Source organism: Rhodococcus sp. NPDC056506 (assembly GCF_042794945.1).
In the GTDB taxonomy this organism is placed as follows: domain Bacteria; phylum Actinomycetota; class Actinomycetes; order Mycobacteriales; family Mycobacteriaceae; genus Rhodococcus_F.
This window is the reverse complement of the sequence record NZ_JBHTSW010000001.1, coordinates 99702-123189: the sequence shown is the minus strand read 5'-3', so window position 1 is coordinate 123189 and position 23488 is coordinate 99702. Positions and strand designations below refer to the sequence as shown.

The following is a 23488-nucleotide window of genomic DNA, read 5'->3' as shown; positions in this document are numbered from 1 at the left end:
TTTTTTTTTGTGGTGGGTTGGTTTTTTTTTATTATATACAGCCCTGTTGTGCTTTTTTTTTAACGGGCCGCTTTTAATAAAGGCGCACAGCTGTCAGAACGCATGAAAATATCCACCATTGGTTTGTGCAGTTGCGCTCAGGTACTCGACCACTTCCGTCGCCGGCATCGGTCGACTGATGTAGTAGCCCTGGACCAATTCGCAACCGGCGGTGCGCAAGAGCCTCAACTGGTCGGCTGTCTCCACGCCTTCCGCCAACGACTGCATTCCGAGCGCCTTCGCCACCTCGACCACCGACGTGACAACTGCCGAATCACCTTCGCTCAATTCGGTGATGAACGACCGGTCGATCTTGAGAATGTCCAATGGCAGTTTCTTCAAACTCTCGAAAGACGAATAGCCGGTTCCGAAGTCGTCCAAGGCAATCGCAATCCCGCTGGCGCGTAGGCGATCCAGCTCGGCGACGGCAAGCTCCTCGACCGCTCCCGTTTCTGTGATTTCCAGCTGAAGTCGTTTGCTGGACAGACCGGTTGCCTCCAACGCATCGTTGACTGCTGATCCGAAGCCGGACGACATCAATTGCACCGGAGAGACGTTCACCGTCACGTAGGTGTCGTCGGGCCACGTCGTCGCCTCGGCGCACGCCATGTGCAGAACCTGGAGCCCCAACGGGACTATCAAGCCCGTCTCTTCCGCGACATCGATGAAAATGTGCGGCGCAAGCACTCCCCGCACCGGATGATTCCAGCGAAGCAGTGCCTCGAATCCCTCGACGCGTCCATTGTCTGCAAGAACCTGCGGTTGGTAGTACAGCTCGAACTGCCTGGACTCGATCGCAAGTCCAAGCTCTTGCAGGGCCGATGCTCGTTCCCTGGCCCGCGCCCGCAGCACCGGTGAGTATCTTTCTACCCGGTTCTTACCAGCGGATTTTGCCGCATACAGCGCCAGGTCGGCGGACATGACGAGAGTGTCGGCGTCTTCGGAGTCTGCCGGTGCACTGGCATAACCAATCGATGCCCGAACCTCGATTCGATTTCCCCGCACGAAAAACGGCTCGCGCAATGCAGCCAGATAACGTACGAACACCGTGCCGCTGTCCTGCGACCCACGCACGATGAGCCCGAATTCATCACCACCGATTCGGGCACACATGGCACCGTCAACCACCCGATTGAGCCGTGCAGCAACGGAAATCAACAATTTGTCACCGACGGGGTGCCCGAGGGTGTCGTTCACCGACTTGAAATTGTCGAGGTCGAGGATGCCGACAAGAACCTGCTCGCCTGTCCGGACGGTTCCGAGCGCGTCGGACAGCTCCGTGCCGAACGTCCGGCGATTCGGAAGCCCGGTCAGTCCGTCGGTTGCAGCCAGCCACAGAATTCGCCGTTCGTAGCTGTACTTCTCGATGACGTCCGAACCCACGCCGCGCCAACCCACGAACTCCATGGACTCGGAAAGCCTGGGGTGACCCGACAGAGACCACCATCGGTCGACGTCGTCAACACGTACGGGAACGACGACCTCTCGAAACGGTACGAGGCGATCGAGGTGATCTCCGATGACCTGGACCGCGGCTCGACCGCTTTTCGTCGAACCGACGTCGAGCCGATCCAACAAACCCCTCAGTGACAAGGTTCGGAGGTCGGAAACGGGCACGCCCGAGATCTCCGACAGCCGAGCGGAGGTGTGCGACAACGTCCCGGTGGTGTCGACTTCCCACAGCCAGTCGCGTGACCCGCCTTCGAAATCGTCGAGGAGCAAACCGACTGTCTGACGCTCGGCAGCAGCCTCGAACTCGGCAAGACAACGACTTCGGAACGACGCCCAGAGGTACACGACGCCGATAATCAGTGTCACCGAGTAAACGACCAACTGGAATGAGAGGACAGCGTATTCCGTGGTTCTCTTGGGCAGGATAACGACGAGCAATCCGATGCTGTGCACCAGAATCCACGCTACCGCTATCGACCGAACCGTCGACAATGCTACGGCGCCGGCACCCATGACCCCGGCGAATGTCGCTATAAGCACAAGCTTTCGCGAGTTGTCCGTCACGGGAAGCATCGCGGCGGCGAGAACGACAAGCAGAAGCCCAAGCAGGATCACCTCGAGCATGAGCGCCCAGTAGTCGTACCTCGTCGTATGTTTGGGCGTGTACCGACCCTTCAGGACGACTCGCGGTATCCAGACACGCACCGAGTTGAGGACGACCAAGAAGGCCGCAGCACCCCATATCACCCGAAACTCGTTGTGACCGGGGGGTATGACATACGCAAGCAAAGCGCACACGCTGAGTACATTGACCATGTTGGCCAGTGGCGCGACCGTCGTCACCTGCAGTATCTGGCGTGCGAAGAGGTCGCGCCGCTCGACGTCAGACAGTTCGGCGTCGCTCGCACTCGAAGTCAGCCTGCTCAGCATTTAACACCCTCCATCGTGGAGCCGACCAGATGAAGGTAGCGCGTGCACGCAGGAGCGACACCCTATGGGAGATAATTGGGTAGCGAACCTCATTGCCAACTTGGGCATTTCATACTTTTAGGACATTGGAGGCGCTACGACGGACCGATCCACCCCGGATACTGCACACCCAACGGCAATACCGGAGCCACAAAGCCTTTTGGCTGGCGCCGCAACTGCGCAGTCGGAGTTTCATAGATCAGCTCCGGAAACTGCTGCAACCACCAATCCTGGCACCCTGGCGGAATACCGTTGCCGCCATTCGCAGGGGGATTCGACGACCCCGAGAGATAGACGTAGGGCTGAATCTTCCACGACCCGAACACATCCCAGGATGGCGTACGGTCCCCAGGCTCCCCTCGCTCGGGATCGGAATCGACAACGCCCGGCAAACCCGGACTCTCGCCCCGATTCTTCAACACAATTCGATACGCGTGGTCCGGAAACTCTACCGACCAGTTTCGCCCCTCCGTCGTATTGATCATGTAGCTGCACACCGTGCCCGACACCTCGGTATCCGTTGCAGAGTAGTCGGTGATATGAGCAAATACGGTCTCCCCCAAAGGAGCCAGATACTCTGCCCGCTCAGCGAACCGTGTGCTCTGCCCCGGGCGCGGTTGTTCCACAAGAGCCGAGGTATAGCCTGGAAAGAAGTCGTCGACCTCACTGATCACAGGCCAGTAGCGTCTCGGCTCGAACGCTGCTCGCAGCAGTTCCGATCCACGCGAGAACAAATCGACGCCGGCATCTGCTGACCACACGTTCGGCACAAAGTTGTCGAAGGCCGGGACCACTTCGGTGGTCGCGCCACGACCCTCGGGATCCGATGTACCGCAGGCAGATACACCCAGAGCGACACATAGAGACAAAACCGCTAAGCTCCGAACGCGCTTATCCATCGGTCAGCACGACGATTTGATATGCATGCAAAATGCCATCCGCATCGGTACCACCCAAGACTTCGAACATTTCCGCGCAGTCCGCACCAAGCTTGATATCGTCGGGCTCAGTCTTCACCATCTCATTCCAGCTCATCAGTTGCCCCGATTCGTCGAAGTACTTCCCGTACTGATCCCGGATCTCCATGGGCATCTCGGGCACTGCCCTCAGAGTGTTGTAGGTGTCACGCTGAAATCAGGAGGGTTGAGGGCCGCCTGATCTGCCCCACCCGGAGGCTTCCCGATCATCGCACTCTGCAAGGAATTCCCCGAACTATCGATCATCAAGTTCCCGCAATGAGGGAACCAGCAAACCCTCGACAAGCTCGTGCGAGATCGCTGATGCTTCGAGAAAAGAGGTCAGCACCGTATTCGCAGGCGCAAGAGAAGAATTCCCGAGCAAGGGCCCAGGCGCCATGGGGACAAACGTGCCCCCAGCGGCCGGAGGAGCACCGGCCGACGGTCCCACGCTCAGCCGACCAGCTTCATCCGCGAGCCCGTGCAGCACCCCGCCCAAGCTTTTCAATTCAGCGATATCTGCCGCAAACGTACCCACGATCCCCCCTCGGACGTACGAGTCAGCCCCCCTGACTCGTGCAACGTCGGCCAAGTATACGTCGAGGCCGCCGGCTTACAGGTCCGAGGCGAGCGGAATTTCCTTCTCCGCGCGGTCCGTCATCCACTCACGTAGGACCTTGGTGGCGATGACGTCGTCCTCGTTGTACTGCAGGATGCGTGTCCGCTGCGTCTCGTCCGGCTCACCGTCGTAGCCGACCGCCTCGCGGTACCACGCCATCGACGCTTCACCACCGGCTTCGGCGTCACGCCAGTTGAACCCGGCGACGGGGGCAATCTTCTTGAGTCCCTTGCCGTTCGGGCAGATGAACTGATCACTCACCGCTTGATAGATGTCGACCCACTGTGGACTGTCGATGAATTCGCGGATCTCGTCCTTGCTCGGAATCCCGGGTTCACCGGCAAACCTGCGCGCCGAGTCCAACAACCATTTGTCCTCGGCCGAACGCGAATAGCAGTACGCGGCAAAGGTTTTGCCCGAAGCAGCGGCTGCGGCACGTTCCGCCATCAGCCAGCCCCAGAACTCTGCGAACGACCGCGCCTCGTCACGGGTCGGCAACGGATCCCACGTCGCAAATCCTCGATACATCGAGAAGCCGCCGACATTGAGCAACGTTCCCCACAAGTAGGCGCCGTGCTCCTGATAGCTCTCCATGTCGACGTCGATCTCGATGTCCGCCCGAGTCACCGAGATCTTCTCGAACCGCCGCACCAACGGAGCATCCACCAACCACGCCTTGGCGATCACCACTGCGTCGTCGAAATTTCCGTGCGGCCAATCCTCTAGCGGCTCACCGTCCCAGGCGGCCAGCTGATCGATCGTGTTGCAGCCGACGTCGCGCAGAAGCTCGGCCCGCGATCCGACAGCGACCAGGCTGACATCACGGTTGCGGACCAACTCCTGCTTGCATTCCGTCCACCACGGGCACGACTTGCACTCGCTCACCTGTGACGGAGACGTCAGCACCTCACCGCGGGCCACAGCGATACGGTCGGCGAAACGCTCGTCGTAATCGTCGAGGATCGCACTGAGGTCGTGGACGAGGATGCAGTCTCCGTTGTATCCGATCGCGCCTGCCGTCAGCGACGGGCTCGCCAGCCCACGACGCTCGAGCATCCGATAGACCTGCGCGACGCGCATCTGATCGCGGACCTGACTGCGGACCTTGCGTTTGGGATCGACCGCCGGCTCCCACTCGAAGAGCCCCGAGGTAATCGCGCCCTGACCCGGATCGGTCACCTTGTGATTGACGACGATCACGGGGATGTACCCGCCGCCCTCGTCGTCACGGATGAGCATTTCGCAGCGGCCCTTGCGGCCGGTATCGCGCTCGACCGGCAAGACCGCGCCCCAGATCCGGTCCGCGCCGGCCTCACAGGCAGCCAGAGTGTCGCGAGCCTGCGCCGACGCCGATTGATCGGGGTTGATCTTCACCCAACGCTCCGGAGCAGCGCCGATCACCAGGTCGGCGATCTCCGCGCGCTTCGCGATCGCGGCATCCTGGCGCTGCTTCACGCCGGTGTCGACGGGTTCCGAAGCCGATTTCCCGGGAAACAACCCGTCCAGACGCACCCGATGACGGCATCGGGTCAACGCCCCCGAATCGATGATCGGGAGCTGGGGCGCGGGGTTGTTAACGGAACACACGATGACGAAGATTATGTGCTCCCCTAGGCTGAAGCCGAAGCGCAGGTACCTGGCAACACACAAACACCTGGAAACGGGGTCCTTTTCGATGGGGTTGTTCAAGAAGCGAAAGTCTCGTGCCACCCGCAAGGCGGAGGCAAAGGCTCTCAAGCACAAGGCTGAGGTCGAGGCGAAGCTCAACGCCAAGAGCCAGCGTAAGCGCGACAAGGTCGAGACCAAGTCGCTCAAGAAGCTGGAGAAAGCCGAGATCGAGTCAGCGCACAAGATCGAGAAGGCGCAGATCGCGACCCTGAAGGCGCAGGAGAAGGCCGCTGCGAATCAGGGCCTGACCGTCGCCAAGGTGCGTAAGTACCTGGGTGTGGCACGTCTGCTTGCCCCCGTTCTCCTGCCGATCGCCTACCGTGCGGCCACGGCAGTGCGCGCCCAGCTCGACACCACGCGCGCACAGAAGATGGGCATCGCCGTCGACCAGCTCGGTGACTACACCGGTCACGGCGCGAAGTTGAGCGCTCGTATCGCCGGTGCCGAGAGCTCGGTCACCGAGATCCTCAGCCGCAAGCCCGACGACGCGGAGACGCAGCGTTTTGCCGCCGCCATCCGTGAGCGCCTCGGCGACCTCAGCACGGCAGTTCGCGCTGCGGAGCAGATGCCGCAGGCTCGCCGTAAGGCAGCTCATCAGGCAATTTCTTCCGAACTCGACGGCGTCGAAGCAGATCTGCTCGCACGTCTCGGCGTGCGCTAGACCTGAGTAAGCCAGTGAGAGCAGCCGAGCAGACCGCGACCCTCCGGGGGACAGCTGTCGGTTCCGCTTCGGCTGCTCTCGCTGTCGCTGCGCACGGAATCGGTGGAGGCGAGCTGCCACAGTCGTCGTCGCTGACCCTGCTGCTCGCGGTCTGCGCAACCGTCGGCGCGGTGACGGCCACCCTTCCCGCCCTCTCTCGGGGGCCCGCTGCACTGATCGTGGCTCTCGGCCTGGGTCAGCTTGCCGCGCACACCACCATGACGCTCTCCGAGCACGCTCATTCGCCCGCTCCGGGATTGGTGATGCTCGGTGCTCACGCCGGTGCCACCGTCGCCTGTGCGGTGGCGGTCCTGGCCGCCGAGCGCCTCTACCGGGTTGTCACCCACGCTCTTCACGTCGTCCTGGCGTCCCTGGCGCCCGCCGCCGTCACTTCCCGCGGTCACACCGTCTCGACCGGAATCCATCACGGACCCGTCGACGCTCTACTGCGCGCCAGCATCTCGCGGCGCGGTCCTCCTGCCCTGGTCTGAAGATTCGTAGAACTCCCCACCCCTTCACCAGACCAAGAGGACACTTCCCGACATGAAGAACACCCTGATTTCGCGTGCGGTTGTCACGACCGTTGCTACCGGCAGCGCCGTGCTGCTGGCCGCCGGAATTGCTTCAGCACACGTCAGCGTCGTCGCACCAGGAGCTACGCAGGGCGGATACTCCGTTCTCACGTTCCGCGTGCCCACCGAATCCGACACCGCTTCGACCACCAAGCTGACGGTGGCGCTCCCCGACCTCAAGTCGGCACGTACCGAACCGTTGCCCGGCTGGACCGCCGTCGTGGAGAAGGACCCCACCACGTTGGTCGCCAAGTCCGTGACCTGGACCGCCGACCCCGGCGTCGGAATCGCACCCGGCCAGTTCCAGCAGTTCGTTCTTTCGGCCGGCCCGCTGCCGGAGCAGGACGAGGTCGAGTTCAAGGCCGTCCAGACGTACAGCGACGGGAACGTCGTCAACTGGGATCAGGAAGAGCTGGCCGACGGCAGTGAGCCGGACAAGCCCGCGCCGACGCTGACTCTCGCCGCATCCACCGGTGATGCCCACGGAGCCCCCTCTGCCGATAACACTGCCGAGACTTCCGCCGCATCCGAATCTTCTTCGTCGGACAACACCGCCCGTTGGCTCGGCGGCGTCGGCCTGGTGCTCGGCGCGTTGGGCGCTGCACTCGGTCTCGGCGCACTGGTCAGGAGCAAGCGCTGATGAGTACCCGGATCAAGGTCATCGCCGTCGGCATGCTCGCGATGCTGGCCACGATGCTCGGAATGGGCACTGCCAGTGCACACTCCGCGGTGGTCGGCTCCAACCCGGAAAACGGCGCGTCCGTTCAAGCTGCGCCTGACAAGGTTTCGGTCACGTTCAACGAGGCCCTGCAGGCGCAGTTCGCGGCACTGACCGTCACCGGCCCGGACGGCAACCTCTGGACCAAGAGCGATCCGTCCGTCGAAGGTCCCACTGTCAGTGCAGACCTCGGCGATCTCGGACCGACCGGCGTCTACACCATCGCGTACCGCGTCACCTCCGCTGACGGTCACCCCGTCAACGGAACCCTGACCTTCACCCTCACCGAGGCAGGGTCGGGAACTCCCGGCGCTGCAGCCGCGTCGAGCACGGGTGAGTCGGAGTCCGGCAGCATGCCGGTGTGGATCTTCATCGTCGCCGGCATCGTCGTATTCGGCGGTGCGCTGTTCTTCGTGCTCCGTAAGCCGAAGTCGAGCTGATCGCGTGACGGGTACGGCAAACAGGTGGTGGTTGCTGTTTGCCGTACCCACAGCTCTGCTGGGAGTCCTGATCGCCTGGGGCCTCGCCAGCCCGTCGGGACCCGAATCGTCCAGCACGGTCCGCGTTCTCGCGATCGGATGTGGTTCGTTGACGCTCGGCATCGCGACGCTCGCCTGGATGGGCCGCAGTGAACGCCGCCCGGCAACAACCCCCGCCGTCATGTGGACTCAGCTCACCGCGGTGGCAGCAGTGTGGCTCGTCGCCGAGATCACGCTCCTCGTGCTCAATGCCGCAGCGGCCGACGGCGCCCCGGTCACCTCGCTGACCATCGGGCACTTCGGCGCATTCGTCTCCGAGGTCAACGTCGGCCGCGTCGGCGTCGCGATCATCGCGTGCGCGTTTGCCGTCGTCTGCTACGCCGTCTACGGATTCACCAATCCCGAGACCGTTCCCGTCGCACCGGCATTGGTCGTCTCCGCGTTGGCCCTCGCTGCCCGCCCGATCACCGGGCACATGGCGCAGCAGAGCTTCGGATCGATCCTCGACGCCGTTCACGTCCTCGCTGCGGCCTTGTGGTTCGGCGTGCTCGCCGCACTCGCGCTTGCCGTACCGTCGCGCGGTGCCTGGGCGATCTGGTTGCCAAAGTACTCCGCCCTCGCCTGGCGATGCGTCCTCGCGTTGGTCGTCACCGGTATCGTCAACGCCGTCGTGCGACTCGACTCGCTCTCCGCCTTCTACGACACCGCTTACGGCCGGGTGATCCTCGCCAAGATCGTGGCGATCGCCCTGCTCGTCGCACTGGGTTGGTGGTGGCGCCGGACGTGGGTGGTCGCAAGTGCCGCACACCGCATCAGTGCGGACGGATCCCTTCGCCGCGCCGTCGGTGAAGTTGTCTTCATGGCCATCGCTTTCGGGCTTGCCGCGGCCCTTGCGACAACTGCGTAAGACGTGCCTCAGCGCGACATTTCGTGACCCGCACATTTAACGTTTCACGTCGAGATTTAACCTCTACGTGAGTTTATTTTCCCAGCTTGCGGCGGTTTCCGGCCCCCCTTAGCGTTGCTCGCATGACGGAGGCCCAACGCTCGTTTCTCGTCTGCGCTTCGCAGCGCAGCGGCAGTACTTTGCTGGTCGAATCCCTGCGAGCAACCGGGGTTGCGGGTGAGCCGGAAGAGTTCTTCCAGTACCTCCCCGAGACCTCGCGATCGCCGCAACCGAGGCAGTGGTTCGAGGACGTGACGGACGAGTCCGTCCTGGGTCTGCTCGCCCCTTTCCACCCGGGCACGCCGGACACTCGCACCTCCGAACAGTGGCGCACACAACTTCTCGAACTCGGCCGAACCCCCAACGGAGTCTGGGGTGGCAAGCTGATGTGGAACCAGACGCCGCTCCTACTCGATCGCGCGGCCGGATTGCCCTGGCGCAGTGGGACGGACCTACGTTCCGCACTCCACGACACCCTCGATCACGACCTGCAGTTCATCCACGTCTATCGAGAAGATGTCGTAGCTCAAGCTGTGTCGATGTGGCGCGCCGTGCAGACACAGGTCTGGCGCGACGACGCGACGCCACCGAATCTCTCGGACGGTGCGCAGTACAACGCGCTCGGAATCGCACACCTGGTGACGATTCTCGGTGAGCAGGAACGCCAGTGGAAGCGCTGGTTCGAAGAGGAGGACATCTCCCCCATCGAGATCGGGTTCCGCGATCTCACCGAAGACCCGCAGTCCGTGGTCGCAAAAACCCTCATCTCCCTCGGCCTCGACGGACAACTGGCCCCACCTCCGCCGCTGCGTCGTCAGAGCGACGGACGCTCCCGCGAATGGGTGCAGCGTTATCGCATCGACGCCGAACAGAACGGATACCCCGTCACATGAGCACCGTCACCGACGTTGTCGACGAACTCCGAGTTCTCGAATCCGAAGCGGTTCACATCATTCGAGAGGTGGTGGCAGAACTCGAAAGACCGGTACTGCTCTTCTCGGCCGGCAAGGACTCGATAGTCCTGCTTCGACTCGCCGAGAAGGCGTTTCGACCCTCCCCACTCCCTTTCCCGGTCCTGCACGTCGACACCGGCCACAATTTCCAGGAAGTCATCGAATTTCGCGACCGCCGAATCAAGGAGGGCGGGCACACACTTCTGGTTGCTTCCGTTCAGGATTCGATCGACCAGGGTCGAGTGCAGGAGTCGACCGAGTCCAGCGGATCGCGAAACCGCCTGCAGACCAGAACCCTGCTCGACGCTCTCGAAGGCGGGCGATTCGACGCCGCATTCGGCGGCGCCCGCCGGGACGAGGAACGCGCGCGAGCCAAGGAACGTGTCCTCAGCTTCCGTGACGAGTTCGGCCAGTGGGATCCTCGGGCGCAACGGGCCGAACCGTGGTCGCTCTACAACGGTCGGATCAGACGCGGCGAGTCCGTTCGTGTCTTCCCGCTGAGCAACTGGACCGAACTCGACATCTGGCGCTACATCGCCCAGGAGGAACTGGAACTGCCGTCCATCTATTTCGCGCACGAGCGGCGGGTATTCGAGCGCGACGGAATGCTCCTCGCCGCTTCCGAATTCAGCACCGACGCCGAGAATGCCTCGGCAACGACCGAGTGGGTGCGATACCGAACCGTCGGCGATCTGACCATTACCGGCGCCGTTCGATCGCACGCCACCACCATCGACGACGTCGTCACCGAGATCTCGGCCGCGACGGTTTCCGAACGAGGCGAGACTCGCGCAGACGACCGAACCTCGGTCGCCGCGATGGAAGACCGAAAGCGTGAGGGCTACTTCTGATGACCACCACCATCACTCGCCAACTCCTGCGACTGGCAACGGCGGGTAGCGTCGACGACGGCAAGAGCACACTGATCGGCCGGCTGTTGCACGACACCGGCAGCCTGCCCACTGATCATCTCGATTCCGTGACCGACGAGGATGGTGTCGCTGATCTGGCCGCACTCTCCGACGGACTGCGCGCCGAGCGTGAACAAGGAATCACGATCGACGTTGCCTACCGATTCTTCTCCACTCCCACACGAAGTTACGTCCTCGCCGATACTCCGGGACACGAGCGCTACACGCGCAACATGTTCACCGGCGCATCCAACGCACACGTTGCCGTCCTGTTGGTCGACGCGAGAACCGGAGTGCTGCGTCAGACGCGTCGGCACGCCAGAATCGCTGCGCTGCTCGGTGTTCCGAACCTTGTGGCAGTAGTGAACAAGATCGACCTGGTGGACTTCGACGAAGCGCGATTCGCTCAGGTACAGGAAGAACTGCGGGCCTTGGCGCGGCAAGTAGGACGCGAGGACGTACTCGCCATCCCGGTTTCCGCGAAAGCCGGCGACAACGTCGTGACCCGTTCGGAGAACACCGCGTGGTACGACGGTCCGACGCTCCTCGAGTACCTCGAAGGCGTCGAACTCCATGCGCCTGCGACCCGCACCGAAGAGCTCCGGCTTCCCGTGCAGTGGGTTTCGCGCCCCGATCCGCAGAACCGTCGCCGATACACCGGCCGAATTTCGGCAGGCACGCTGAGCGTCGGAGACGAAGTGGTGGTTCTGCCGTCCGGATCGAAGAGCACTGTGATCGGATTGGACACTCTCGACGACAACCGCATCACTGCCGTTGCACCACTGTCGGTTTCGGTGGAACTGGCCGACGACATCGACGTCGGACGCGGCGACGTTCTGGTCAGTGGCGGCGCGCAGGCTCATTTGCCCGTGCTGGCCCGAGAACTGGACGCCACGATCTGCTGGTTGTCCAACGCCCCGTTGCGCGCCGGTGACCGCATAGCACTCAAACACACGTCCCGGACCGTGCGAGCGACGGTTCAAGAGCTGCACACCCGACTCGACCCCGAGACACTCGACGAGCAGGACAGCCCGGTGGAGCTGGGGCTCAACGACATCGGAACGGTGACGCTCCGAACGAGTTCCGTGGTGGTCGCCGATACCTACGACCACAATCGGGACTCTGGTGCGTTCATTCTGATCGACGAGCAGAGCAACGACACCGTCGGCGCAGGCACCATTCTCGAACCCCGCGTCGTTGTTCCCGGCGAGCAGACCCGCAGTGACATCAAATGGCACCCGTCCTCACTCGAGCGTCAACGACGGTGGGCGTCGACTACACAGAAGGGCGCCACGATCTGGCTGACCGGCCTACCTGCCTCCGGAAAGTCCACCGTCGCCGTGGCTGTCGAACGTGCGCTGGTCGAGGCCGGGCGCACCGCGTATCTTCTGGACGGCGACAACGTGCGCCACGGCATCTCCGACGATCTCGGGTTCTCGCCGGGAGACCGGGCTGAGAACATCCGTCGCGTCGGGCATCTCACTCGACTGTTCGCCGACGCCGGCGTGGTGGCCATCGCGTCGATGGTCTCGCCGCTGCGTTCGGATCGAGCGATTGCGCGTGCTCTCAACGAAGCTGCCGGCCTCACCTTCCTGGAAGTTGCCGTCACGACTCCCGTCGAGGAATGCGAACGTCGAGATCCCAAAGGCTTGTATGCACGTGCGCGGGCCGGTGAACTGAAGGGACTCACCGGAATCGACGCACCGTACGAAACCCCGGAAGCTCCGGACCTGGCTTTCGACACGACCGGCGCTGACATCAGTGAACTGGTCGAGCGGGTCATCGCATTGTTGGAGGAGCGAGAGACCGCTCAAACCTAGGGGTTTTCGGTGTCCGACTCGAGATAGCCGCGGTCCGCGCTGTAGGCGGACCGCACGTTGGGCCGGACACCGATCTTCTCGAGGTACGCCGCCATGCGGTGCACGGCCATCGCGCTACCCAATGCCTCGTCGGGGAGACGATCGTCGGTTTCGGCGCGCCAGTTGTGAAGCTGCGAAGACAATTCCGCCTGTACAGCCGAGACTTCCGGTCGATCGATCAAATTGACCTTCTCGTCGGGGTCGGCACGAAGGTCGTACAGCTCCCGAGGTGCGCGCACCGCCAGATGCTCGGTGCCCAGTGCTTTTCCGGAAAGACTGTCCTCGATGTCCAGCGGTAGATCCAGAGCCGGGCGGACGGCATAGTTCTCGATGTAGCTGTAGTCCTTGGTGCGCACCGCGCGAATGGGATCGAAGCTGTCGTGAAAGGTCTTCTCCGTGAACAGGGAGGTCCGGACAGGTTCGGAGGGTTCAGTTCCGCGATCGACGAGGGCATCGGCGTGCGAGCACCCTTCCACCTCGGTGGGCACGTCGATTCCGAGCAGATCGAGAATGGTCGGAACAAGGTCCACACCGCTGAACAGTGTCTCGTATTCCTTTCCGCCACTGCGATACCGCGCGGGAGGCCGAGCGATCAAGGCAATACCGGTACCCGGGGCGTAGAGCGTCGACTTGGCACGCGGGAACGCCGCGCCGTGATCAGTGAGGAAGAAGACCCAGGTGTTCTCGTCAAGCCCCTCTTCCTCGAGGGTCGCGAGCAGTTCCCCCACCGCGGCGTCCGCTACCTCTACGCTGCCGTGGAACTCGGCCAGATCCTCGCGCACCTGCGGCACGTCGGGAAGGTATCCGGGAACCTCGAGCACTGCGGTGTCCGCCGGGGTGTAGCGATCCGCCGGGTACGGCCGATGCGTTTCGAAGAATCCCGTGGTGAGCAGGAACGGCTCGGGCGGGAAGCGTCGTAGCCAGTTCTGGGCACGCGGAACCACGTAGTCGCAGAACGAGTTGGTGACGTCGTACTCGTGATAGCCCAGTCGCTTCGGATACGCAGTCTCGTGCTGCATGCCGAAGAGCGAGGTGTACCAACCGTTGTCGGAGAGGATCTGCGGAAGCGTCTGCACCTCCGCGTGGTACTCCCAGCCGTGGTGCGCCAACCCGATCAGACCGTTGTTGTGCGGATACCTGCCCGAGAAGAGCGAACCGCGCGAAGGCGAGCACAGCGGCGCCGTCGCGTGTGCGTCGGTGAACCGGATGCCTTCTGCCGCCAGACGGTCGAGATGGGGGCTGTTGACCCCGGCGACACCGTAACTCGCGAGGTGTCGCCCCAGGTCGTGCCAATGAATGATCAGGACGTTATCTCGCGCAGCCGACACGTGGGCAAGGCTAGTTGCCCTGCCCACATGCGGCAACAGCTCGAATCAGCAGGATCTCAACTGTTTCTGCCGAGCTGTCTGATCCATCCGCGGGTATCGGCCGGATCGATGACGTCGTCCAGTTCGAACGTGGTCGCCGCCATCAGCGCCTTGCCCTGTGCGTAGGCCAGTTCCACGAACTGACCGAACAGTGTTTCCCGAGCCACCGGATCTTCGACGGACTCGAGTTCCTTGCGGAAACCGAGACGCACGGCGCCTTCCAGACCCATCGGCCCGATCTCGCCCGTCGGCCACGCCACCGTGAACTCGGGGGCGTGGAAGGAACCACCGGCCATTGCCATGGCGCCCAACCCGTAACCCTTGCGCAGGATGATCGTTCCGAACGGCACGGTGAGGCGAGCACCGGCAACGAAGAACCGGCCGAACCTTCGAACCGTCGCCTCCTCCTCCGAATCCGGGCCCACCATGAATCCCGGTGTGTCGCACAGGGTCACCAGAGGAATGCGGTGCGCTTCGAGCAGTTCCAGGAAATCCGAAGCCTTGTCGGAGGCTTCCGCGTCTATCGCTCCGCCGAGATGCTCGCTGCTGTTCGCCAGCACACCGTACGGAACTCCTTCGACGCGAACGAGTGCAGTGACTACACCGCGTCCGTAGTCTCGACGCAGTTCCAGAACGCTGTCGACGTCCGCGATTGCGTCGATTGCTCCACGAACGTCGTACGAGCGCAGGCGATTCTCCGGCACCACATGCCGGGAGAGCCGCGGATCCGGAGCCGTCCATTCTCCGCTCGCACCCTGGAAGTAGCCGAGGTACTGCTTGGCCAGGGCCACCGCATGAGCGTCGTCGTCAGCGACCAGGTGTACGACGCCGTTACGGCGCTGCACGTCGATGGGGCCGATGTCCTCGGGGCGGAAGGTTCCGAGCCCGCCGCCCTCGACCATGGCAGGACCACCCATGCCGATATTGGCGTCCGGTGTTGCGATCAGCACGTCGCACGCGCCGGCCAGGGCCGCGTTGCCCGCGAAACAACGACCGGACACGACGGCGACCATGGGCACCCGCCCGCTCAGCGCCGCCATGGCGCGGAAGGTTCCCAGCTCGAGGCCCGCCCCGGCGCCCGCATCGGTGTCACCCGGGCGACCGCCGCCGCCTTCGGCGAACAGCACCACCGGAACTCGCTTGCGGTCGGCGATCTCGAGCAGGCGGTCGGTCTTGGCGTGATTACGCATGCCCTGGGTACCGGCGAGCACCGAGTAGTCGTACGAGATCACGACGCTCTCGCCGCCGCTGATGGTCGCCACTCCGCCGATCAAACCGTCAGCCGGAGTGTTGGCGATCAGGTCTTCCTCGCTGCGTCGACTACGCTGCGCCGCCAGCGCGAGAGCGCCGTACTCGACCAGGCTGCCGTCGTCGACCAGGTCGTAGACGTTCTCGCGAGCCGTCCGGCGTCCCAGCTTGTGACGCTTCGCCACTGCCGCGGGCCGGGCCGCGTCCAGGGTCACCTCGTGGCGAGCGATGATCTCCGCGAGATCGGGACGCACGTCGTCGAGGTTCACCTCGTCGACCTCTGCGAGCTTCGATCCCGCGCTTGCACTACGGACGACGAGCAACGGTTCGCCCGCACCCACCGACCTCCCCGGTGACGACAGGACCCGGACCACTTCGAGATCACCGGGAGCCGAGAGAACATGCTGCATCTTCATCGCCTCGAGGACGGCAACCTGGCCACCCGCATGGACGCCGTCACCGACGGCGGCGAGTTCGACGACGATGCCCGCCATCTGCGCACGGACCACATCCTCGTCCGGTGCCACGTCCACAGCCGAGGAGGGCGTTTCTGGGCCGGCTTCGGGAACGAGGTCCGTCAACCGCGAAGCCAACCAGTCGACGTCGACCAAGCCGTCACGGAAGTCCTTGTCGGACAGAATTGCCTGCAGGAAATCGATGTTGGTCGCTACGCCGTCGATGGCGAACTCACTCAAAGCAGCAATCGACTTGCGCACCGCGGCAGGGAAATCCGATCGACGCGTGTGGGTGATCACCTTCGCCAGCAGGGAATCGTAACGGGCACTCGGCGAGAGCCCGACCGCGCCGAAGGTGTCCACTCGCACACCGGGCCCGCTCGGAGGAGTGAAGGTGTCGAGCGTGCCCGACGACGGCAACGCATTGCCGTCCGGCGTCATGGTTTCCATGTTGACGCGGGCCTGGATCGCGATTCCCGATGCGACTGCCACGGATCCGACTGTCTCCGAGTCCTTCTCGAGAGCGGTGATTCCGGTTGGTAGGTCCAGGTTTTCGAACGGAACTCCGTCCGCGATCGCGAGCTGCACGGCGACGAGATCTAGCCCGGTGACCTCCTCGGTTACCGTGTGCTCCACCTGAATTCGGGGGTTGACTTCGAGGAAGACGAAGCCGCGTTCCTCGACGAGGAACTCGACCGTCGCGATTCCGCGGTAGCCGACCTCGGCGCACAGCCTCGCGGCCGCGGCGTGCAGACGCTCGCGCAGGGCCCCCGACAGCCCCTGCGCGGGCGCTACCTCGATCAACTTCTGATGCCGACGTTGGACGCTGCAATCGCGGTCACCCAGAGCGAGCGCATGGGTTCCGCCTTGCCCCGGTGCCGCCACGATCTGCACTTCGATGTGCCGAGCGTGCTCACTGAGTACTTCGGCGAACAGTGCCGAACTGCCGAATCCCGACTGGGCTTCGGCCGCACACACACGGTACGCGTCGTCGAGCGCTTTCGGGTCACGGACCGCGCGCATGCCGCGGCCACCGCCGCCACTGAGCGCCTTGATCATGATGCCGCGGGGGTTGCGCTCGAAGAATTCGCGCACCTCGTCGAGGGCGGCGTTCGCCGATGTCGACGGCAGGACCGGCACTCCTGAGTCGACAGCCGCGGTGCGGGCACTGGCCTTGTCGCCGAAAGTCCGGAGAACCTGGGCGTCCGGGCCGACGAAGACCATGCCCGCGTCGGCGCACGCCTGCGCGAATTCAGCGTTTTCACTGAGGAATCCGTAGCCGGGGTGCACGTGTGTGGCGCCCGTTTCGGCCGCGATCTTCAGCAAGCCGCCCTGATCGAGATAGGCGGAAGCGCCCGAAGCTCCGAGCGGCACCGACTCCGTGGCCGCCGCGACGTGCGGACTGGACGCGTCGTCCTCGGCGTAGACCGACACCGTCTCGATGCCGAGTTCACGGGCAGTTCGAATGATCCGCAGCGCAATTTCGCCGCGGTTCGCAATCAGCAGTCTCATTTGTCCCCCTGAGTGGCCGGGGCCGCACATGAAGACTTCGTAGTGCGCTCGAACAGATCGCCCTTGCGCACCTTTCCTGTCGCAGTCATCGGAAGCGCCTCGAGCACTTCCACTTCGGGCACCTTGTACGTGGCCATGTTCTCCTTCGCCCACGAGACGATCTCGTCGGCCGCAGTGTCGGAACCCTCGACCAGTTGGACAAACGCAAAAGCCACCTGCCCCTTGTCCGGGTCCGGTTTCGGCACCACCGCAGCCTTTTCGATCGCCGGGTGCAGCATGAGCAGCGCTTCCACCTCGGACGGGAAGACGCTCATGCCGTTGGTCTTGATCATTTCCTTGTTCCGCGCCAGGTAGTGCAAACCACCACGCTCACTGAACTTTCCGACGTCGCCGGTCTGCAACCAGCCGTCACGGATGGCGTCGGCCGTCGCAGCGTCGTTGCGGTAGTACGCGGAAAGGATCGACGGACTGCGTACGATGATCTGTCCGTGCTCGCCGACGGGAACCGGCCTGCCGTCGTGATCGACGATCAGAACGTCGGTGCCGGGCACCGGTATTCCGCAGAACACCGGCTCGCTTTTCAGGTCGTAGTCACCGTCCTGGAAGCCGAGGGTGATCGTGTCCGCGGTATGGGTTTCGGTCATGCCGTAGCTCGCTTCGCGCAGAACACCGCCGGTGGCCTCGCGCCACCGCTGGCGTGTGGCCGGATCGAGTTTGAGGACAAACGAGACTGCCATGGCGTTCTGGAGTGTCGAGAGATTTCGCTCCGCGAATCCTGATGTGTCCATCAGTTCGACGTAATTGTCGACGGTTCCGACCAGTGAGGTCACGCCGTACGTCTCGACCGCGTCGAGCGTGGTTTCCGCATCCCAACGATTCAGCAAGACAACGGTTCCGCCGTTGACGAGCGGAACCAGGATGCCGAAGTCCTCACCCGCGATCCAGAAGATCGGCAGAAACACCAGGGACACCGGCGGATTGGCACCCACCTGGTCACCGCCGGCAAGCGTCGCCGTGGCCGCGGTGTAGACCATGTGCCGCTGAGTGTGCTCACAGCCCTTGGGCATTCCCGTCGTTCCGCCCGTGTAGTTCAGAGCAGCAAGGGAATCGAGATCGGTGGTAACCGGAGTCGCCCGCTCACTGGTGATGATCGACTGCCAGTCGCTCAGGCGCGGATCGTCCACCTCGAAGGGCAGTTCGACGGTCGGGATCGCGGTCAGCATGTCCGACACTGCGGTCTTCGCGACGTGTTCGAGCGGAGTCTGTGAGCGAACCTTCTTCACCAACTTCGAAAAAGTGTTCTGCGTCAGAAGAACCGTGACGCCCGCATCGTTGAGCTCGTGAATCAATTCGTGTTCACGGAAGAGCGGATTGATCGGTACGTGAACCGCGCCGACCTTCAGAATGCCGAGCATCGCGATATGGAACTGCGGGCAATTGACCAGGTGAACGCCGACGCGATCGCCGCGTTCGACGCCGAGCGAAAGCAGCCATCCGGCAAAACGATCCGAAAGCTCGTCGTATTCGGAATACGTGATGACCCGGCCGTAGAAGACGATTGCGGGAGTATCCGGCCGCTCTGCCGCCCAATGCCGCAAGTAGTCGACAAGCCCCCCGCCTTCGAGCGGATACTCGACGGCGCGGGGAATGCCGGCGGGCCAATGCGCTTGTTGCAGCGCGGAGATTTCCGCCAGAGCCGCTTCGAGCACGTCTTGTTCTGCCACCGATCACTCCATTCGTAAAAGAAATCTATTTCGACTCTTCGAACCCGATCAACCGCTCGGACATCGTCGTCATATCTGCGATGAACTGGTTCTGCTCGTCGGCACTCGCTTTGCTCAATCGTGCTCCACCGGCCATCTGCGCGTCCGAGATCATCTGCACGAGCACCGGAGGCGAAACGCAGGGATCTACGTCGTGAACCTGACGAATACGTTCGACGAAGCGCACGTAGCGGCTAACGAGCTTTTCGCGTACCGCCGACCAACTGCTCTCGACCTCGGAATCCACCCGCGCCCGGTGCTCGATGACCGCGAGCAGGTCCCCATAGGTGTACACGGCCGTGATGAACGCCGATGTGGTCGTTCGGAGAACTTCGCGTAGATCCTCGGCCGCTGGCCCCTCCATGTGCTGAGCGTCGAGAAACCGTCCGCACATCATTTCGGCGACGGCGCGGAAGACCTCGTCCTTGGACGAGAAGTACGCGTAGAAGGTCGCCCGGGACACATCGGCCCTGGTCGTGATCGTCTCGACCGTCACGGCGTCGTATCCGAGTTCGCCGAAACAGAGCGCCGCAGTGTCGAGCAAGCCGGCACGGCGTGGACCGTCCCCGAGCTTGCGGGCTGTCCGCGCTCGCTCCTGCGTTTCGCTGGTGGTCACCGTCACAGTGTGTGTTGACGTTGACGTCAATGTCAAGAATCGCAGCCCCGACGACCGACTTCGGCCTTTTGTTCGGGTTGCCCTTTCACAGCCCATATATCGGGTGTAAGACTCTGCCTCTAATGCTTTTCGCCTTTTCCAGAAGGAGTCAGTTCCGTGCCGGAAGAATCCGCGTCACCCTCCTATTCCACGATCAAGGAAACAGTTGCAGGTTTGATGCCGACTCTGGAGTCGGAACTAGTCGAACTTGTTCGCATCCCGTCGATAGCGACCGAGGGTTTCCCCAGCGAGCCCCTCTTCGAAGCTCACGATCTGATCGTTTCTCTACTGGAAAAATCCGGAGTCACGAAGATAGAGAAACTCGACATAACAGGTAAAACCGCGCCCGTCATCATTGCAACAGTTCCCGGCCCCGCCGGATCCCCGACGGTATTGATGTATTCGCATTACGACGTCGTTCCCGCCGACGACGTCGAACTCTGGGATTCTCCGCCTTTCGAACCGACCAAGCGTGACGGCGCGATTTACGGCCGCGGTACGGCAGATTCGAAGGCAAATGTCATCGGCATGATCGGTGCACTTCGAGTCTTCGACGGAAAGCCGCCGGTGACGGTCAAGCTCGTCATCGAGGGCCAGGAAGAATTCGGCAGCCCCTTTGACAACTATCCGCCGGAAGCCCCCGAATTGTTCGCGGCCGACGCAATGGTCATCGCCGACGTCGGCAGCGTTCGCCCCGGATCACCGACCCTGACCGTCGCACTGCGCGGATCCGCCCAGGTGATCGTCGAACTCACCACTCTCGGCGCCGACAAGCACAACGGCCTCTACGGCGGCGCTGCACCGGACGCCCGCCTCGCGCTCATCCGCGCACTGGCGTCGCTGCACGACGACAACGGGGACGTGGCAGTCGACGGCCTCCTACGCGAACCGTGGACCGGTAGTTCGTACACCGAGGAAGAGTTCCGCACCCTCGCCGAGATCCGCGACGGGCTCCCCCTGCTCGGAACCGGCGGCATCGGCGAACGCATCTGGTCGGGCCCGGCCATCACCGTGACGGGCATCGACGCTCCCCCGGTGGACGGTGCGGTCAACGCCGTCGCAAGCACAGCCCGCGCCGTGATCAATCTGCGTGTGCATCCGCGTCAACCGGCAGTGGAGGCACAAGCTGCCCTGATACGGCATCTGGAAGCCCTGCGCCCCTTCGGTTTGCAACTGACCGTCACCGCGGGAGAAACCGGCGACGGGTTTGCAGCAGCCGAAGGTGGACCGGCCTTCGACGCGGCACTGTCTGCACTCTCGCAGTCCTGGGGTGAGCCGGCCGGGCTGATGGCAGGCGGCGGCTCGATCCCCCTCGTGATGGCCTTGGATACAGCAGTGCCCACCGCCGAGAAGCTGTTGTTCGGCGCCACCGACGGTTACGCAAACATCCACGGCCCCAACGAACGTGTACTGCTCGACGAGCTCGAGAAGGCCGTCGTCGCCAAAGCACTGTTCTTCCAGGAGTACGCCGACACCTTCGAGGGGAAGAAATGAGCACCGAGACCGACACGGGATCCCCGCAAACGCCGGCCAAGAAGAAGTTCGAGTTTCCCGGTGCGGTCACGATGCTCGCGATCGTCACCATTCTGGTCTGGATTGCGGCACTGTTCATTCCGGCCGGACGCTTCGGCGTCGACGTGGACGGCTCACCCGTTCCCGGCAGCTTCGAAACAGTCACGTCTCCGCTCTCGTTCTGGGAACGAATCCAGCAACTGATCCTCTCTCCCGTCAACGGCCTGTACGGCGTACAGGATTCGATCACCGGGTTCGTCGACACCGACAACATCGGACGGCTCTTCGGTTCGGTCGGCGTAGTCCTCTTCATCATGGCGCTCGGTGCGTTCATCTCGGTCAGCTTTGCCACCCGCAGCCTGGAAACCGCTGTCTCCCAACTCGCTACCAAGCTCAGCGACAAGGGCTGGTTGCTCATCACCGTCATCATGGTGCTGTTCTCGCTGCTCGGTTCGACGATGGGCTTCTCGGTCGAGACGTTCGGCTTCTACGCCCTGCTCATACCGCTGATGACGGCACTGGGTTACGACCGCATGGTCGCGGCGACGATGATCATCCTCGGCGCTCTGGTCGGAAACATGGCGTCGACGGTCAACCCGTTCTCGATCGGCGTCGCCTCCGGTGAGGCAGGCGTCTCCATCGGTGACGGCATCGTGTTGCGCGTGATCTTGTGGATCGTATTGACCGCGGTGGCAGTGGCATTCGTTCTCCGCTACGCCGCGAAGGTGAAAAAGGATCCCACTAAGTCGCTCGTCGGTTTCGACATCGAGGACGACGAAGACGAAGAGCCGGCCGAGCCGGTGGACATCGACGGCAAGCTCACCGGAACTCAGAAGCTGGTGCTGCTCATCACCGGGCTCACATTCGGATTGATGATCTTCTCCGTCATCCCGTGGTCGAGCATCTTCGGCGCCACGACCGGGCCGGCCGAGTACGACGCGTACCACGTCACCACCACCGAGCCTTACTGGTTCGAGTTGAACTGGTGGTTCCCGCAATTGGCGATGCTGTTCATCCTCGCCGCCGTTCTCGTCGGCGTGGTCGCGAAGATGGGTGAGAAGAAGATCGTCTCCCTGATCACGCGTGGAGCCGGCGACATGGTCGGCCCGGCGATCGTCATCCTGCTCGCTCGCGGTGTCTCGGTGATCATGACGAATACCGAAACCCTCGACACCATCCTCAATGCGATGGAGCAGTTGGTCAGCGGTGCTTCGGCAGGAGTCTTCGCCATTCTCGTGATGCTCGTCAACATCCCGTTGGCGTTCCTGATCCCGTCCAGCTCCGGTCACGCCACCCTGGCGATGCCGCTGCTCGCTCCGCTGGGCGACTTCGCCGGCGTAAGCCGCGCACTCGTCATCACCGCCTTCCAGATGGGCCACGGCCTCATGCTGATGGTCGCCCCGACCAACGTCGTCGTTGTCGGCGGGCTGGCCATGGCGAAGGTCGGCTACGACAAGTTCCTGCGCTTCGTCTGGCCACTGCTACTGATCAACTTCGTGATCGTTGTCGTGGTGATCGGCGCGGCAGCGGTATTCGAGTAGTTCAGGCGTGGTGGGCCTCGCGTGCCGCCGTCTCGAGACGGTCGTTGTACTCGGCCCACCACGCCTCATCGCCGGGAGCCAGATTGTTGTCGCCCGCCTTCATCCCAGCGGCGCCGTCGATCAGCTCCCGCACGATGTCCGCGTGGCCGGCGTGCCGATGGATCTCGGTGACAACGTGAACGAGAATCCGGTGCAGCGTGACGTCACGACGGTCCTCCGGCCAGTGCTTCACGAAACCAGGTGCATCCAGATCGTGCTCCTCGATCGTGGCGTCGGCGAAAGCCCACGTCCGGCGGTAGGTTTCGACGATATCGACACTGGACTCGTCGGCGCGGGCCCACATGTCGACGTTGAGTTCCTCCGAACGCAACCACGCAGGCAGATCGGGAACCCGGCGGCCGAACGTCGGGCCGAAATACCCGAGCTCGACGCCGATCATGTGTTTGACCAGACCCAGCAGGTTTGTCCCTGTCCGGGTCATCGGGCGCCGAATGTCATACTCCGACAGCCCGTCGAGCTTCCAGACGAGCGCCTCGCGCGCCGCCTGCAAGTACCGCTGGAGATCTTCCTTTTCCGAGTTGGTGGCCATGAACC

Annotated in this window: 19 protein-coding genes; 10 read left to right on the top strand and 9 right to left on the bottom strand. The window is 63.1% G+C overall.

Annotated features, from left to right (window positions below; all coding sequences use genetic code 11):
* Window positions 1–93: 93 nt before the first annotated feature.
* From ACFQ6H_RS00540 to ACFQ6H_RS00525, 4 genes are all read right to left on the bottom strand, one after another.
* Complete coding sequence (locus ACFQ6H_RS00540; RefSeq protein ID WP_378642643.1) at window positions 94–2421, bottom strand: putative bifunctional diguanylate cyclase/phosphodiesterase; 2328 nt, start codon at window positions 2419–2421, stop codon at window positions 94–96.
* A gap of 134 nt (window positions 2422–2555) precedes the next feature.
* Window positions 2556–3134 carry a hypothetical protein gene (locus tag ACFQ6H_RS00535; protein WP_378642638.1) on the bottom strand — a complete coding sequence of 193 codons (579 nt, stop codon included), beginning with the start codon at window positions 3132–3134 and terminating at the stop codon, window positions 2556–2558.
* 217 nt (window positions 3135–3351) lie between these two features.
* Window positions 3352–3561 carry a hypothetical protein gene (locus ACFQ6H_RS00530; RefSeq protein ID WP_378642635.1) on the bottom strand — a complete coding sequence of 70 codons (210 nt, stop codon included), beginning with the start codon at window positions 3559–3561 and terminating at the stop codon, window positions 3352–3354.
* Between the two features lie 468 nt (window positions 3562–4029).
* Entirely contained in the window at window positions 4030–5586 is a 1557-nt protein-coding gene (locus ACFQ6H_RS00525; protein ID WP_378445765.1) for a TM0106 family RecB-like putative nuclease, read from the bottom strand.
* Window positions 5587–5710: 124 nt separating this feature from the next.
* Here ACFQ6H_RS00525 and ACFQ6H_RS00520 point away from each other — a divergent pair, with 124 nt between their 5' ends.
* The 8 genes from ACFQ6H_RS00520 (at window position 5711) to cysC (ending at window position 12802) form a co-directional block, all read left to right on the top strand.
* A complete protein-coding gene (locus ACFQ6H_RS00520) occupies window positions 5711–6364 on the top strand; it encodes a DUF6474 family protein (protein WP_378445457.1) in 654 nt (217 codons plus the stop codon).
* Window positions 6365–6378: 14 nt separating this feature from the next.
* Window positions 6379–6894 carry a hypothetical protein gene (locus tag ACFQ6H_RS00515; protein ID WP_003944165.1) on the top strand — a complete coding sequence of 172 codons (516 nt, stop codon included), beginning with the start codon at window positions 6379–6381 and terminating at the stop codon, window positions 6892–6894.
* Window positions 6895–6946: 52 nt separating this feature from the next.
* Window positions 6947–7615: a YcnI family protein gene (locus ACFQ6H_RS00510; protein ID WP_378642631.1), complete on the top strand. Its 669-nt coding sequence runs from the start codon at window positions 6947–6949 to the stop codon at window positions 7613–7615.
* Window positions 7615–8133, top strand: coding sequence for a copper resistance protein CopC (locus ACFQ6H_RS00505; RefSeq protein ID WP_378540943.1), 519 nt, complete (start codon window positions 7615–7617; stop codon window positions 8131–8133). Before ACFQ6H_RS00510 ends, ACFQ6H_RS00505 begins: the two co-directional genes overlap by 1 nt.
* A 4-nt stretch (window positions 8134–8137) precedes the next feature.
* On the top strand, window positions 8138–9079 hold the full coding sequence (locus ACFQ6H_RS00500; RefSeq protein WP_378642627.1) for a copper resistance D family protein: 942 nt from the start codon (window positions 8138–8140) through the stop codon (window positions 9077–9079).
* Between the two features lie 122 nt (window positions 9080–9201).
* Window positions 9202–10011 carry a Stf0 family sulfotransferase gene (locus ACFQ6H_RS00495; RefSeq protein WP_019746329.1) on the top strand — a complete coding sequence of 270 codons (810 nt, stop codon included), beginning with the start codon at window positions 9202–9204 and terminating at the stop codon, window positions 10009–10011.
* On the top strand, window positions 10008–10922 hold the full coding sequence (gene cysD / locus ACFQ6H_RS00490) for a sulfate adenylyltransferase subunit CysD (RefSeq protein WP_378642623.1): 915 nt from the start codon (window positions 10008–10010) through the stop codon (window positions 10920–10922). Before ACFQ6H_RS00495 ends, cysD begins: the two co-directional genes overlap by 4 nt.
* The gene (gene cysC / locus ACFQ6H_RS00485; protein ID WP_378642618.1) at window positions 10922–12802 is read left to right on the top strand and encodes an adenylyl-sulfate kinase; all 1881 of its coding nucleotides are present in this window, start codon (window positions 10922–10924) and stop codon (window positions 12800–12802) included. The genes cysD and cysC overlap by 1 nt, the downstream gene beginning before the upstream one ends.
* On the opposite strand, the gene ACFQ6H_RS00480 is transcribed toward cysC, so the two are convergent.
* The 4 genes from ACFQ6H_RS00480 to ACFQ6H_RS00465 are packed head-to-tail and all read right to left on the bottom strand — an operon-like array spanning window position 12799 to window position 19808.
* On the bottom strand, window positions 12799–14169 hold the full coding sequence (locus ACFQ6H_RS00480) for a sulfatase (RefSeq protein ID WP_378642614.1): 1371 nt from the start codon (window positions 14167–14169) through the stop codon (window positions 12799–12801). The two genes, cysC and ACFQ6H_RS00480, sit on opposite strands and share 4 nt — an antisense overlap.
* Window positions 14170–14225: 56 nt before the next feature.
* Window positions 14226–17423 (bottom strand): carboxyl transferase domain-containing protein, encoded by a 3198-nt coding sequence (locus tag ACFQ6H_RS00475; protein WP_378642609.1) that lies wholly within the window; start codon window positions 17421–17423, stop codon window positions 14226–14228.
* A complete protein-coding gene (locus ACFQ6H_RS00470) occupies window positions 17420–19147 on the bottom strand; it encodes an AMP-binding protein (RefSeq protein WP_378642604.1) in 1728 nt (575 codons plus the stop codon). Before ACFQ6H_RS00470 ends, ACFQ6H_RS00475 begins: the two co-directional genes overlap by 4 nt.
* Window positions 19148–19172: 25 nt before the next feature.
* Window positions 19173–19808 (bottom strand): TetR/AcrR family transcriptional regulator, encoded by a 636-nt coding sequence (locus ACFQ6H_RS00465; RefSeq protein WP_378633432.1) that lies wholly within the window; start codon window positions 19806–19808, stop codon window positions 19173–19175.
* 150 nt (window positions 19809–19958) lie between these two features.
* Here ACFQ6H_RS00465 and ACFQ6H_RS00460 point away from each other — a divergent pair, with 150 nt between their 5' ends.
* Together ACFQ6H_RS00460 and ACFQ6H_RS00455 are read left to right on the top strand one after the other, a co-directional pair.
* Window positions 19959–21335 (top strand): M20/M25/M40 family metallo-hydrolase, encoded by a 1377-nt coding sequence (locus ACFQ6H_RS00460; RefSeq protein ID WP_378642600.1) that lies wholly within the window; start codon window positions 19959–19961, stop codon window positions 21333–21335.
* Window positions 21332–22894, top strand: a complete 1563-nt coding sequence (locus ACFQ6H_RS00455) for a YfcC family protein (protein ID WP_378642597.1) — start codon at window positions 21332–21334, stop codon at window positions 22892–22894. The genes ACFQ6H_RS00460 and ACFQ6H_RS00455 overlap by 4 nt, the downstream gene beginning before the upstream one ends.
* Before the next feature lies 1 nt (window position 22895).
* Here ACFQ6H_RS00455 and ACFQ6H_RS00450 read toward each other — a convergent pair whose 3' ends face one another.
* Window positions 22896–23483 (bottom strand): DinB family protein, encoded by a 588-nt coding sequence (locus tag ACFQ6H_RS00450; RefSeq protein ID WP_378642593.1) that lies wholly within the window; start codon window positions 23481–23483, stop codon window positions 22896–22898.
* Window positions 23484–23488 lie beyond the last annotated feature (5 nt).